Here is a 12,420-nt window from a genome sequence, read left to right as displayed (position 1 = left end):
GGGGTGCATCGCGCCTATCATACCGCGCCGCACCCCGCCGCCGCGCCGCCCCTAGAGCGCCGTCGCCCCGCGTTCCCCGGTGCGGATGCGCACCGCCTCCTCGACCGGCGACACGAAGATCTTGCCGTCGCCCACCTCGCCGGTCTGCGCCACGCCGCAGATAACGTCGATGAGCGCGTCCACCGCGCGGTCCTCCACGACCAGCACGACCTTGACCTTGGGCACCATGTTGAGCAGGATCTCGGTCCCCCGGTAGTACTCCCGCCAGCCGTGCTGGTTGCCGAAGCCCTGGACCTCCGCGATGGTCATGCCCGTCACCCCCGCCTCGACCAGGGCGTCCTTCAAGGGCTCGAGCATCTCGGGCCTCACGATTGCCGTAATCTGCTTCATCGCCATAGGGTTCCTCCCCGTATCCTCTTGCTGCCATGCGTCCATAACCGCCGCCGCTACGCGTCGAGCCCCGTGTAGGCCGGGTACGCACTCTCGCCGTGCGTCGCCACGTCGAGGCCGAGCGCCTCCTCGGCATCCGTCACCCGCAGGCGGCCGCCAAACGCCGCCCGCACCGCCGCGATCAGCACCGCATCGAGCACGAGCACGATGAGAAGCGTCACCGCGATGCCGAGCACCTGGCTCGCGAGCAGCGTGGCGTCACCCGTGTAGATGAGGCCGCCGTGTCCCGTCCACGAGAGCTCCGGCAGGCAGAAGACGCCCGTGAGCACGCCGCCCAAGATGCCGCCGATGCCGTGGCAGCCAAACGCGTCGAGCGCGTCATCGTACCCGAAGCGCGTCTTAAGGCGCGCGATCGCCAGATAGCACACGGGCGAGACGATGAGCCCCATGACGACCGCGGCCCACGGCTCGACGAAGCCCGCCGCCGGCGTGACCACCACGAGTCCCGCGACCAGTCCGGTGCAGGCGCCCACCAGCGTGGGCTTGCCGGTTGCGACGCGCTCAACGACCATCCACGACGCGAGCCCGGCGGCAGACGACGCCACGGTGTTCAGGATCGCGAGGGCAGCCACGCCGTCGGCTGCAAACGCCGACCCGCCGTTGAAGCCGAACCAACCGAACCAGAGCAGGCCCGCCCCCAGAGCCACAAAGGGAACGTTGTGCGGGCGGTACGTCTTGAGGCCGAAGCCCTTGCGGGCGCCGAGCGCAAGGCAGAGCACAAGGCCCGTGACGCCCGAGCTGATATGGACCACATCGCCGCCGGCGAAGTCGAGGGCGCCGATGATGCCGCCGATGAGCGAGCCCTCACCGCCCCAGACCATATGGGCGAGCGGCGCGTACACCACAAGCGACCACACGGCGATAAAGGTCGCCACCGCGCCGAAGCGCATGCGCCCGGCGACCGAGCCGGTCACGATGGCGCAGGTGATGAGCGCGAAGGCCATCTGGAACGTGATGTCGACAAGCGAGGGGTACACCGCCCCGTCGCCCGCGCTCTCCGAGAGCATCCCCGCGACCACACCGGAAAGGCCGAATTGGTCGAATCCGCCGATGACGGGGTCGGTCCCATCGCCGCCATAGGCGATCGACCAGCCGGCGACCACCCACGTGAGCCCCACGATGCCGATGACCGCAAAACTCATGAGCATGGTGTTGATAACGTTCTTCCTGCGCGAGAGGCCTCCGTAAAAGAAGGCGAGACCGGGCGTCATGAACAGCACGAGCATGGTGCTCACCATCATGAACGCCGTCGAACCGGAGTCATACATTGCACACCCCCTACGTGGCACCTTCAGACCTTTCCGGCCCCGCTTGGTGCCGATGCGGGCCGGAACACGGTCATGGTAGGCGGCACCTGACGCAGGAAGCACCGCCGCGGCGGCGGTTAACCGACCCTCAACGCGGTCGAAACATCGGAAACCGCCTTGCAACGGATAGGAAAACGGCCGTATGCAAGCAGGAAACAAGCATTCAACGTCCCGGAAACACGGGCCCCGGCTGCCGCGCGCGGGCGCCCGCGGACTGAGCCCCGCGCGCGGGCGCCCCGCCGCAGCCGCACCGGGCATCAGCCGCGCTGCGGCTTAGCGCATCAGCGGGTTCATTGCGGCGTGTTTTGCCCGGAGCGGTGTACATTTCTCGCGGCAATGAACCCGGCAATGAACCAGCGAATGCGCAGTCGGGAAAAGGGCAGGTAGAGGCCCGTACATTTTCTCTTTCAATGTGCCCGTCGGCCGGATTATGCCCCTACAGCGCATTTCCGAGTTCATGGCGCGGAATTATGTACGGAGGGCCCGGCAAAAGGCCTCGCAATGTACGCGGTGATGTACGGCGGCGCGGGGCGCCGGACCGCGGGGCGCCGCGGAAGGGTATCCGGGCGGCCGGACCAGAAAAGCAGCGTTTCCCTAAGCGTGCTCGCGCACCCAGCGGTAGAGCTGCGCCGTCAGGCCGCCCGCGTCACCGCGCATCGTGAGGTAGAACACCGCATGGGCACTCGCATCGGTTATGGGCACAACGACGCGTCCGGGCATGGCATCGCGCTGAAACGGCGCATCGGTCACAAACGTGCAATGCGGGGTGGCATGCGCCAGCTGCGAGAACACCATGCGGTCCGCCTGCTCGATGAAGGTGGCCCCCGGAATGGCGCGGTCCACGACACCGCGCCAGAAGCCGATGTTGGTCATGATGAGAAACGTCTCGCCCGCCAGGTCGGCAAAAGAGACTTCCCTGCGCGCGGCGAGCGGGTGGTTGGGCGGCAGCGTGACGGCGAGGTTCTCGCGCATGAGCTCGCAAGACGCGAGGCCGGGCCGGCGCGGGTCGGCGCAGGTGATGGCGAAGTCGCTCGCCCCCGCGACCACTTGGCGCAGCGCCTCGCGCTCCTCAACCGTCTCGTAGGTAAGGGTCTCCCGCGGGAAGCGCTCCATGGCGAGCGCCGTCAGGCGCCAGAGCGGCGCCGGCGCAACCGTCGAGACGTGGAGCGCACGGGCGCGCTCGGCGATGGCAGCCACATTGGCGTGCAGCACGCGCTCGTCGCGAAGGATCGCCCGCGCCCCCTCAACTGCCGCGCGCCCGCAATCGTTGAGCGCGACGCGTCGCCCCGCCCGCTCGAAAAGCGCGCAGCCGAGCTCCGCCTCGAGCCGCTGGATGGAACGGCTGAGCGCGGGCTGCGAGATGTGCAGCTCCTCGGCGGCGGCCGACATCGTGCCCAAGCGCTCGATCGCATCGAGCTGGCGCATCTGCTCTAACTCCACGGTTACCCCCTCAGGCGGCCGACAGCGGACCGCGCTTCTCATAGCCGCTCCCTATATGCATGACATGCATATAACTTACCTCCCTTTGCATTGTACAACTTCGGTTTTGGATGCAATGCTATGCACATACAGACGCAAGCGCTTTTCCCGGGCGCGCACGAGAAAGGATCGACCATGTCCACCAACGTACCGACCTTCCCCTTAACGAGCGGCACCGAGATCCCCGCCATGGGCTACGGCGTCTTCCAGATGACCTCCGCCGAGGTCGAGAAGCACCTGCCCGAGGCGCTCGCCGCGGGGTACACCCACATCGACACCGCCAACGCGTACTTCAACGAGGTCGCGGTCGGCCGCGCCATCAAGGCGTCCGGCGTCGCGCGCGAGGACCTCTTCGTCACGACGAAGCTCTTCCCGCAGAGCTACCCCTACGAGCAGTGCGGGCGAGACATCGATGCCACGCTCCAGCGCCTCGATATGGATTACGTCGACCTCCTGCTCTTCCACCAGCCCTACGGCGACTACGTCTCCGGCTGGAAGGCGATGGAGGAGGCGGTGCGCGCGGGCAAAGTGCGCGCCATCGGTCTCTCGAACTTCCCCATCCACAAGATCGGCGAGATCCTCGCCGTCGCGACCATCAAGCCCGCCGTGCTGCAGGTAGAGATCAACCCGTACTGCAACCAGCACGAGCTCAAGGCGGCGCTCGCTGAGCGCGGTCTTGGCGACGTCGTCTTCGAGGGCTGGTACCCGCTCGGCCACGGCGACGCCAACCTCATGGCCGAGCCCCTCTTCGCGGAGCTCGCCCAGAAGTACGGCAAGACCCCCGCACAGGTCATCCTGCGCTGGAGCTACCAGGAGGGCAACGTCACGTTCCCCAAGACGCTCAACGCCGACCACATGCGCGACAACATCGATATCTTCGACTTCGAGCTCACCGCGGACGAGATGGCGCGCGTGAACGCGCTGCCGCAGCACCCCTACTACCACGTGCCCGAGCAGGCGCCGGCGTTCGTGCTCGCCACCAACGATTACTCCCAGCAGGCGTAGCCCCCGGCGAGGCGGGCCGGGCCCGTCTTGCCGCCACCGTGCACCGCAGAGCGCAGAAAGGAAGCACCATGGAGTTTGTAAGGCTCAACAACGGCGTCGAGATGCCCATGCTCGGATACGGCGTGTTCCAGACGCCGCCGGAGGAGACGGCGCGATGCGTCACCGAGGCGCTTCAGGTGGGCTATCGCCTGATCGATACCGCCCAGGCCTACGGCAACGAGGAGGGCGTGGGCGAGGGCATCCGCCAAAGCGGCGTCCCGCGCGACGAGGTCTTCATCACCAGCAAGGTCTGGGTCTCCCAGATGAACTACGAGCGCGCGACCGCCTCGATCGACGAGTCGCTCGAAAAGCTCGGCACCGACCACATCGACCTTATGCTGCTCCATCAGATGATGGGCGACTACCCGGGGGCCTACCGCGCCATGGAAGACGCCTACCGCGCCGGCAAGATCCGCGCGATCGGCGTCTCCAACTGCTATCCGGAGCGCCTGGTGGACCTCTGCACCCTCGCCGAGGTCGTGCCCGCCGTCAACCAGATCGAGACGCACCCCTTCCGCCAGCAGGACGCCGCGCACGAGGTTATGGAGCGCTACGGCGTGGTGCACGAGGCGTGGGGCCCGTTTGCCGAGGGTCAGAACGGCATCTTCACCAACGAGGTGCTCACCCGGATCGGCGCCAAATACGGCAAGACCCCCGCGCAGGTGACGCTCCGCGCCCTCATCCAGAAGGGCGTCGTCGTCATCCCCAAGTCGGTGCACCGCGACCGCGTAGAGCAGAACTTCGACGTCTTCGACTTTGCGCTCGACGCCGACGACCTGGCCGCGTTCGCCACGCTCGAGGACCCGAGCTTCCCGCGCATCTTCGACCACTTCGACCCGAGCACCGTGGGCTGGCTGCTCGGCGAGCTCGTAAAGAAACAGCAGCTCGGCGGCGGTACGCTATACTAGCGCGCGTAACGGGGAGGCGGGGCCTCCGGGGGCGCATCCCCCGACATCGCCCGGGAATCGTCTCCGGGGGAGGCCCGCCATGCCCCTCAACCGACCGCGATGACTGAAAGGCAACGGAACCGTGGCAAAACTCTATCTCATGCGTCATGGGCAGACGCTCTTCAACGTACTCAAACGCAAGCAGGGCTGGTGCGATTCGCCCCTAACCGAGGCCGGCATCGCGCAGGCACGCGAGGCGGGCCGATGGTTTGCAGAGCACGGCGTGACGTTTGACCACGCGTACAGCTCGACCTCGGAGCGCGCCGTCGACACGCTGGAGCTCGTCCTTGCCGAGGGCGGCCAGGCGGACCTCCCCTATGAGCGGGTGCGGGGCCTCAAAGAGTGGAACTTCGGTACGTTTGAGGGTCTTACCGAGGACGTGAACCCGCCGCTTCCTTACGGCGACTTCTACGTGCCCTTCGGCGGCGAGGGGGAGATGGCGTTCCGGGAACGCCTCGTCACGACCATCACCGACCTCATGCGGCGCCCGGGGCACGAGTACGTGCTTATGGCGAGCCATGGGGCCGCAGTCGCCCAGTTCCTGCGAGCGCAGGGACCCGAGGCGGAGCAGCGCCTCCGCGGCGACGGGCGGCGCATCGGGAACTGCGGCATCACCGTCTACGACTTCGACGCCGCCACCGGGCGCTTCGAGGCGCTCGAGCTCATAAATCCCAACGAATAGACTGCGCCCGCGGGGCAGACGGCATCGCGGGCAGAAGGAGGATGCCATGAAGAGCCGGTTTCTGGGCACGCTCGAGGTGTCGCCCATCGGCATGGGGTGCATGGGGCTCTCCCACGGATACGGGCAGATTCCCGCGCACGACGAGAGCATCGCGGCCATCCGCGCCGCCTACGATTATGGCTGCACGTTCTTCGACACAGCCGAGGCCTACGGCCCCAACCTCGTGCCCGAGAACCGCGGGCACAACGAGCGCCTGCTCGGCGAGGCGCTCGCGGACGTGCGCGACCGTGTCGTTATCGCCACGAAACTCCACCTTGACGTCGACGAGGTCGCGCAAGACGGCCTCTACGGGACCATCCGCGCCCATCTCGAGGCCTCGCTCGAGCGCCTGTGCTCAGAGCGCGTGGAACTCTACTACCTCCACCGCGTGAACCGCGCCATCCCCGTCGAAGACGTTGCCGCCGCCATGGGGCGTCTCATCGACGAGGGCCTCATTGGAGGTTGGGGCCTCTCGCAGGTCGACGTGGACACCATCGCGTCCGCGCACGCGGTCACGCCCCTTACCGCCGTGCAGAATATCTACTCGATGGTCGAGCGCGGGGTGGAGGAGCGCGTCATCCCCTACTGCGCCGCGCACGGCATCGGCGTGGTGCCGTTCTCGCCCATCGCGAGCGGGCTGCTCTCCGGCAAGGTCACGAGCGACACCGCCTTCGAGAAGGTGGATGACGTGCGGCAGTTCGTCCCGCAGCTGAGTGCCGAGAACATCGCGGCGAACCGCCCCATCGTGGAGCTCCTCCAGGAGGTCGCCGCCGCCAAGGGCGCCACGCCCGCGCAGATCTCGCTCGCCTGGATGCTCAGGAAATGGGACAACGTCGTGCCCATACCCGGCTCCAAGCGCCGCGAGCGCATCCTCGAGAACCTCGGCGCCTGGAATGTCGAGCTCACCGACGTTGAATTCGCCGACCTCGAGCGGACGCTCGGTGCGCTCCCCGTCGCCGGGCATCGCGGCTTTGTGGAGTTCGACGGCGACGGCATGCGCAACTGGAACCGCTGACGCCTGAAGCGCGCCAGTCGCCCTCGTGACCTCCACCAGGCGCCCCGCGTTCTGATGCTCAATACCTAAACGCGCACGGCGCGCGGCCGCGCACTTGCCGCGGCTGCGCGCTTGCTGCTATAGTCGCGGCACCCGCACCACAGGAGGGACCATGGAACACTCCGCCCGGACAAACGAGGCGCCCCGCATCCCCGCCCTTATCCACGGGACGCACGGTGCCGCCGCGCTCGAGCTGCGGCCGGCCCGTGCCGCCGACCTCCCCGCGCTCGCCGACATCCTGCGCGACCTCTGGCACACGGATGCCCCGGCGGGCGCCTATGCGCACCTCGAGGGGCTGCACGACGTGCTGTGCTGCCTCGACCGCTCGACCCATCATCTGGTGGCGACGCTTGACGGCGCACCCGTCGGCGTCTGCTGCGGCTGCACGGGTGCGCCCGCCCCGGCGGGGCCCTGGCATGCCGAGGCGGAGCGGGCGGCCCGCACGCTCAGCGGGCTCGATCCTGAGGCGGCGGCGCGATGGGACGCCTATCGGCGCGCCGCGGAGGACATCAACCGCGCGCTCATCGCCCAAGCGGGCCTTGCCGGAGCGGCCGAGGTCGTGCTCCTTGCCGTGGGCGCCGCCGCGCGCGGCAAGGGGATCGGCCGGGAGCTCCTCGGCCGCATGGAGGCGCTCCTTGCCCAAGGCGGGGCCGCGCACGCGTTCCTCTGCACCGACACCGATTGCGACTGGCCCTTTTACGAGCGCCTGGGGCTCGCCCGCGTCGCCGCCCACCGCCGCGGCCCCCGGGACCTCGCCGCCCTGCCGACCGAGATGTACGTCTACCGCGTGCCGCTCGCGGCGCGCGACCGCGGATAGCGCCTCACCGCGTGCGAAGGGCGGGGGCCGCTACGCTTGCGCCAGCTCCTCCTCTGTCATGAGGGGGACGGCTGCCTCGCCGCACTGCCCGCAGTTGGCGCAGCCGTTGCAGATGAGACGGCTCCCGCACAGGCGGCAGCGCGCCCGGTAGCGCGGCCGGTAGAGCTCCTCCTCCGGCACGGGCATACCCAACGGATCGGTGAGCTCCCAGACGATGGGGCGCCCGCGGTGCGCGACACCTGCCTTGTACGCCTGCTCCGCCTGCAGCGCCTTGCCGCGCAACCGGTAGGTGCGCCCGTCCTTTACCAGCACGTTTCCCGTCTCGATGAAGGCGAACGTCACATCGTGCGCACGGCACTGCCGAGAGAGCGCCTGCACCCATGCGAAGTCGCAGGGCCGCGCGCCGTCGTAATTCTCCCCTCCGCAGATGACCTGTTCGATCTTACCTGTCGCCAGGTAGGGCTCCGCGTCGACGGGTCCCAGAAACGGCGCGCACATGATGCCGCGATGGCGAGCGGGCGTGGCGAGCAGGATGGGGATGCGCTCTTCGGCCCGGCGCTGGTTCTCGGCCGTGACGTTCAGCATCACGTTCTTCCAGCCCGCGCCCCAATCCGCGGGCAGACACGACGCCATGCGTTCCGGACGCTTCGTCAGGATGAAGAACCGCACGTCAGGACGCGCATGGATGATGTCCCACACCTCGGCGCGCCACGGGTCGGCCTCCTCCACAAAGAAGTCCGACGTCATGCAGATGCGGATGAGCTCGCCCGCGCGCACCTTGAAGCTGCCGTCGCGGTTTTTTGCAAGCAGATAGCGAAACGTGCTCGCGTTCCTGCGGACGAGGGCGCCGTCGAGACCGCGGGCGCGGTCCATCGTGTACATGTAGCACCGGTCGCAGCCCTCGCTCACCTTGGTGCAGCCGTGCCACGGGTTCCAGATATCGTGCATGCGGTTACCCCCGGCTATGCTCGTTGCCCCGGGGCCTCACGCGCCCATGCGGGCCTTGAAGCCCTCGCCCCACACCCTGAGGGCCTCGATAACGGGCTCGAGGCTCCGCCCCAGGGGCGTGAGCGAGTACTCGACGCGCGGCGGCACCTCGGCAAACACCTCGCGGTGCACGAGACCGTCCGCCTCCATGGCGCGCAGCTGGCTCGTGAGCACCTTCTGCGACACATGGCCGACGCTTCGCTGCAGCTCCCCGATCCTCCTTGACGGCGACGCCGCGGCCGTGATCGGCGCGCTCGGTTAGGGCCGCCGGCGCACGGGGCGCCCCGGCAAACGATTATGATGAAGACGCCATCTCAACCATGGGCACCCGCTTGTGAGGAGCAGACCGTGGCGTACTTCACCTATGGCGAACGCGAGCTCGCCCACCTGCGCTCGCGCGACGCGCGCCTCGCCGACGCCATCGACCGCATCGGCCCCGTGCGGCGCACCGTCGACCCCGACCTCTTCTCGTCGGTTGTGCACCATATCATCGGCCAGCAGATCTCCACCAAAGCGCAGGCGACCATCTGGGCGCGCATGCGGGAGCGCCTGGGCGAGGTCACGCCCGAGACGGTCCGCGGCGCCGGGCGCGACGCGCTCCAGGAGCTCGGCATGACGTATCGCAAGGCGGACCATCTCGTCGATGTCGCGGAGCGCGCGGCGACGGGCGCCCTCGACCTCGAGGCGGTGCGCCAGATGCCCGACGACGAGGCCATCGCCCAGCTGATGACCATCCGCGGCGTCGGCCGCTGGACCGCGGAGATGATCTTGCTCTTCTGCCTGGAGCGGCCGGATGTCCTCTCCTACGACGACCTCGCCATCCAGCGGGGCCTCCGCATGCTCTACCACCACCGCCGCATCACGCCCCGGCTCTTCGCCCGGTACCGGCGCCGTTACTCCCCCTTTGGCAGCACGGCGAGCCTCTACCTGTGGGCCATCGCGGGCGGCGCGCTGCCCGACCTCATCGACCGAGCGCCGGCAAGCCCAAAGAAGCGCCCCTCCGCGCGCGGCGCCGGCGCCCCCGGCAAAGCCGGCGCGCGCACCGAGACGAGCCCGAAGGCCCAGAAGAAGACAGATGAGAGACCCGTGATTACCGCAACCTACCCATCCCCCTTGGGCCCCCTCGTGCTCGCCGCCGACGAGCAGGGCCTTGCCGGCGCATGGTTTGAGGGGCAGGCGCACTTCGGCGAGTTCGGGTCGACGCGGCGCGCACTCGGCGACACCGAGCGCACCGAGGCCGCCCCGACAACGGGAAACGGCACGGTGGACGCGGCCCGCAGCGCGCTCGAAGCGGCGCGCGCCTGGCTCGACGCCTACTTTGCCGGCACGTCACCGGAGGCGCTGCCGCCCTTGCCGCCGCTCCACCTTCTGGGAAGCCCGTTTCAGCAGCGCGTGTGGGAGCTCCTGCGTGCCATCCCCTACGGGGGAACGACCACCTACGGAGCGCTCGCCCATGAGCTCGAGGAGCGCTTCGGCACGCGCACCTCGGCGCGCGCCGTCGGCGGGGCGGTGGGGCGCAACCCGCTCAGCATCATCGTCCCCTGCCACCGGGTGCTCGGCGCAAACGGCGCCGTCACCGGCTACGCGGGCGGACTCGAGCGCAAGCGGGCGCTGCTTGCGCTCGAGGGGCGCAAAGAAGCCTCGTAGCCCTCGAGCAGAGGCCTCAACGGTTCATTGAGAGCCGGGCGAAAGCGATGACATCGCCCGCGTCCTTACGTACGATAGCAACCCTGTGTGCGGCGGCGCACATGCGCCTGCCGCTGGGTTTGCCTACGAAAGGATGTACATGGAAGCAAGCTCTCTCAAGAAGTACGCAGCCGAGGCGCTCGGCACCTTCACCCTCACGTTCTTCGGCTGCGGCAGCGCCGCCGTCGCCGGGGCGGCGCTCGGCAACCTCGGCATCGCCTTCGCCTTCGGCCTATCGATTATCGCCATGGCCTTCGTCATCGGTGACGTCTCGGGCTGCCACATCAACCCCGCCGTGTCGCTCGGCCTTCTTCTCGATAAGCGCCTGAGCCAGAAGGAGTTCATCGGCTACTGGTTCGCGCAGTTCGCAGGCGCCATCGTCGCCGCGGCGGCGCTCGCCCTCGTTATCGACCTCGCCGACCTCGGCGGCGTGCTCGCCACGGGCCTCGGGTGCAACGGCTACGGCGAGCTCTCCTCCACCGGCCTCACCGCCGTGGGCGCCGTGATCGTGGAGGTCATCCTCACCTGCGTCTTCGTCCTCTCGGTGCTCGGATCCACCGCCAACGAGAAGACCGCGCCCTACGCCGGCATCATCATCGGCCTCACCCTCGCCTTCGTGCATATCATGGGCATCCCGCTGACCGGCACCTCCGTCAACCCCGCGCGCAGCTTCGGCCCCGCGCTCGTGATGGCCCTCTGCGGTGACGCCGCCGCCATGGGCCAGGTCTGGGTCTTCATCGCCGTCCCGCTCGCGGGCGCAGCCCTGGCCGCCGGCATCTTCTCCTTCTTCAAGAAGAAGACCGCCTAACCGCACCGAACAGCATCGCGCGGACAACCGTCTCGCACCGCGCAGCGCCGACAAGCGGCCCCGATCGCACCTGCGGTCGGGGCCGCTTTATGGTGCCGATCGGGCGCGCTACGGCCGTACGACACGTGAAGAGCGCCGCCACGCACTCGGAGAGCAGCCGTGGGCGCGCTCGAAGGCCACGGTGAAGCTTGCGGTGCGGCCGTACCCGACCGCGCGAGCCACCTCGGCAACGGGCACGGCCCCCACCGCGAGCAACGCCTCCGCCCGCTCCATGCGCGCCCGCTTCACGTAGGACCCCAGCCCCTCCCCCGTCTCGCGACGAAACGCCTCGCAAAGCCGGGTCCGGCTTACCAAGAGGTCGTGGGCGATACGCGCGAGCGAGAGGTCCTCTTGCAGATGCTGCAGCACCAGATGGCGCGCCGCACGGACCAGCCGCGCCTGGCCGAGTGTGCCGCAAGCCGCCTCAGCGCGCTCGCGCTCCACATACCAGGCGACCGTGAGCGCCGCCACCTTCTCCACACACCGGAATAGCCTGCGCTCGTCGGCGAGCGCGCCGCCAAAGAGCGGCGTCACCGAGCGCAACAGGGCATCGAGCGAGCGCTCCGGCCCGTTGACGCAGGTTTCGGCGGCGGTCTCTATCAGCCTGAGCGCCGCCGCCTCCGAGGGGCCCTCCCATCGGCGAAACCAATCCGGCAGCAGGGTGACCGACACGGCATCCTGCACGCTTCCCGCACGCAACGGGCAGCTCCGCTCATACCGTTCCTGCCCGAACACGGCCACGTTGCCCGCCGCTCGGGGGCGTCCGGACCGCGCCACGGGGCAGAGCGCAAGGCTGTCTGCCGAGAGCGTGGTCACGCACAGGCCCGGGACGCCGCGCTCCACAAACGGCATGGCGCGCTTGACGCGGATACGGTGCGAGGTCACCACCCCGAAGGCGTCCATGCGGTACACGACCACCCGGGCGTCGGCGTCTTCGTGCGATGCGGAGCCCGTCAGCGCGGCGCCTCGCTCGACGAGAGGAATGCGGAACTGCTCGATCTGGGGCAGGTACAGGTCGCTCAGCGGATCGTGCGCGGCAGCGTTTCGAATTCGTCCCAAACTCCCCTCCAATAGTTAGCCT

Annotated in this window: 13 protein-coding genes; 7 read left to right on the top strand and 6 right to left on the bottom strand. The window is 68.7% G+C overall.

Annotated features, from left to right (window positions below):
- Nucleotides 1–51 precede the first annotated feature (51 nt).
- From B5F70_RS02075 to B5F70_RS02065, 3 genes are all read right to left on the bottom strand, one after another.
- On the bottom strand, nucleotides 52–390 hold the full coding sequence (locus B5F70_RS02075) for a P-II family nitrogen regulator (RefSeq protein ID WP_087204095.1): 339 nt from the start codon (nucleotides 388–390) through the stop codon (nucleotides 52–54).
- 56 nt (nucleotides 391–446) lie between these two features.
- Nucleotides 447–1,718 carry an ammonium transporter gene (locus B5F70_RS02070; RefSeq protein WP_087203915.1) on the bottom strand — a complete coding sequence of 424 codons (1,272 nt, stop codon included), beginning with the start codon at nucleotides 1,716–1,718 and terminating at the stop codon, nucleotides 447–449.
- Between the two features lie 633 nt (nucleotides 1,719–2,351).
- Nucleotides 2,352–3,197, bottom strand: a complete 846-nt coding sequence (locus B5F70_RS02065; protein WP_087203914.1) for a LysR family transcriptional regulator — start codon at nucleotides 3,195–3,197, stop codon at nucleotides 2,352–2,354.
- Between the two features lie 174 nt (nucleotides 3,198–3,371).
- On the opposite strand from B5F70_RS02065, the gene B5F70_RS02060 reads away from it, so the two are divergent.
- From B5F70_RS02060 to B5F70_RS02040, 5 genes are all read left to right on the top strand, one after another.
- Nucleotides 3,372–4,241, top strand: coding sequence for an aldo/keto reductase (locus tag B5F70_RS02060; RefSeq protein WP_158094903.1), 870 nt, complete (start codon nucleotides 3,372–3,374; stop codon nucleotides 4,239–4,241).
- A gap of 68 nt (nucleotides 4,242–4,309) precedes the next feature.
- Complete coding sequence (locus B5F70_RS02055; protein WP_087203912.1) at nucleotides 4,310–5,188, top strand: aldo/keto reductase; 879 nt, start codon at nucleotides 4,310–4,312, stop codon at nucleotides 5,186–5,188.
- A 121-nt stretch (nucleotides 5,189–5,309) separates the two neighbouring features.
- Entirely contained in the window at nucleotides 5,310–5,909 is a 600-nt protein-coding gene (locus B5F70_RS02050; RefSeq protein ID WP_206383478.1) for a histidine phosphatase family protein, read from the top strand.
- A 46-nt stretch (nucleotides 5,910–5,955) separates the two neighbouring features.
- Entirely contained in the window at nucleotides 5,956–6,963 is a 1,008-nt protein-coding gene (locus B5F70_RS02045; protein WP_087203911.1) for an aldo/keto reductase, read from the top strand.
- A 151-nt stretch (nucleotides 6,964–7,114) separates the two neighbouring features.
- Nucleotides 7,115–7,819: a GNAT family N-acetyltransferase gene (locus B5F70_RS02040; RefSeq protein WP_087203910.1), complete on the top strand. Its 705-nt coding sequence runs from the start codon at nucleotides 7,115–7,117 to the stop codon at nucleotides 7,817–7,819.
- 30 nt (nucleotides 7,820–7,849) lie between these two features.
- Here B5F70_RS02040 and B5F70_RS02035 read toward each other — a convergent pair whose 3' ends face one another.
- Together B5F70_RS02035 and B5F70_RS02030 are read right to left on the bottom strand one after the other, a co-directional pair.
- Nucleotides 7,850–8,767 carry a DUF5131 family protein gene (locus B5F70_RS02035; RefSeq protein WP_087203909.1) on the bottom strand — a complete coding sequence of 306 codons (918 nt, stop codon included), beginning with the start codon at nucleotides 8,765–8,767 and terminating at the stop codon, nucleotides 7,850–7,852.
- A 36-nt stretch (nucleotides 8,768–8,803) separates the two neighbouring features.
- Nucleotides 8,804–9,022 (bottom strand): helix-turn-helix domain-containing protein, encoded by a 219-nt coding sequence (locus B5F70_RS02030; RefSeq protein ID WP_256363442.1) that lies wholly within the window; start codon nucleotides 9,020–9,022, stop codon nucleotides 8,804–8,806.
- Nucleotides 9,023–9,154: 132 nt separating this feature from the next.
- Between B5F70_RS02030 and B5F70_RS10970 the strand changes: the two genes are divergently transcribed.
- Complete coding sequence (locus B5F70_RS10970; protein ID WP_275532069.1) at nucleotides 9,155–10,453, top strand: methylated-DNA--[protein]-cysteine S-methyltransferase; 1,299 nt, start codon at nucleotides 9,155–9,157, stop codon at nucleotides 10,451–10,453.
- A gap of 139 nt (nucleotides 10,454–10,592) precedes the next feature.
- The gene (locus B5F70_RS02020; RefSeq protein ID WP_087203906.1) at nucleotides 10,593–11,300 is read left to right on the top strand and encodes an aquaporin; all 708 of its coding nucleotides are present in this window, start codon (nucleotides 10,593–10,595) and stop codon (nucleotides 11,298–11,300) included.
- Between the two features lie 108 nt (nucleotides 11,301–11,408).
- Here B5F70_RS02020 and B5F70_RS02015 read toward each other — a convergent pair whose 3' ends face one another.
- Nucleotides 11,409–12,398 (bottom strand): AraC family transcriptional regulator, encoded by a 990-nt coding sequence (locus tag B5F70_RS02015; protein ID WP_087203905.1) that lies wholly within the window; start codon nucleotides 12,396–12,398, stop codon nucleotides 11,409–11,411.
- Nucleotides 12,399–12,420 lie beyond the last annotated feature (22 nt).

It is taken from the genome of Collinsella sp. An268 (assembly GCF_002159765.1).
Taxonomy (GTDB): Bacteria; Actinomycetota; Coriobacteriia; order Coriobacteriales; family Coriobacteriaceae; genus Coprousia.
This window is presented reverse-complemented; position numbering and strand designations above follow the sequence as displayed.

What these genes read in the sequence shown, in the direction of transcription:
- B5F70_RS02075 (WP_087204095.1), bottom strand. Translation starts at nt 390, where the DNA reads ATGAAGCAGATTACGGCAATCGTGAGGCCCGAGATGCTCGAGCCCTTG.
- B5F70_RS02070 (WP_087203915.1), bottom strand. Translation starts at nt 1,718, where the DNA reads ATGTATGACTCCGGTTCGACGGCGTTCATGATGGTGAGCACCATGCTC.
- B5F70_RS02060 (WP_158094903.1), top strand. Translation starts at nt 3,372, where the DNA reads ATGTCCACCAACGTACCGACCTTCCCCTTAACGAGCGGCACCGAGATC.
- B5F70_RS02055 (WP_087203912.1), top strand. Translation starts at nt 4,310, where the DNA reads ATGGAGTTTGTAAGGCTCAACAACGGCGTCGAGATGCCCATGCTCGGA.
- B5F70_RS02045 (WP_087203911.1), top strand. Translation starts at nt 5,956, where the DNA reads ATGAAGAGCCGGTTTCTGGGCACGCTCGAGGTGTCGCCCATCGGCATG.
- B5F70_RS02040 (WP_087203910.1), top strand. Translation starts at nt 7,115, where the DNA reads ATGGAACACTCCGCCCGGACAAACGAGGCGCCCCGCATCCCCGCCCTT.
- B5F70_RS02035 (WP_087203909.1), bottom strand. Translation starts at nt 8,767, where the DNA reads ATGCACGATATCTGGAACCCGTGGCACGGCTGCACCAAGGTGAGCGAG.
- B5F70_RS02020 (WP_087203906.1), top strand. Translation starts at nt 10,593, where the DNA reads ATGGAAGCAAGCTCTCTCAAGAAGTACGCAGCCGAGGCGCTCGGCACC.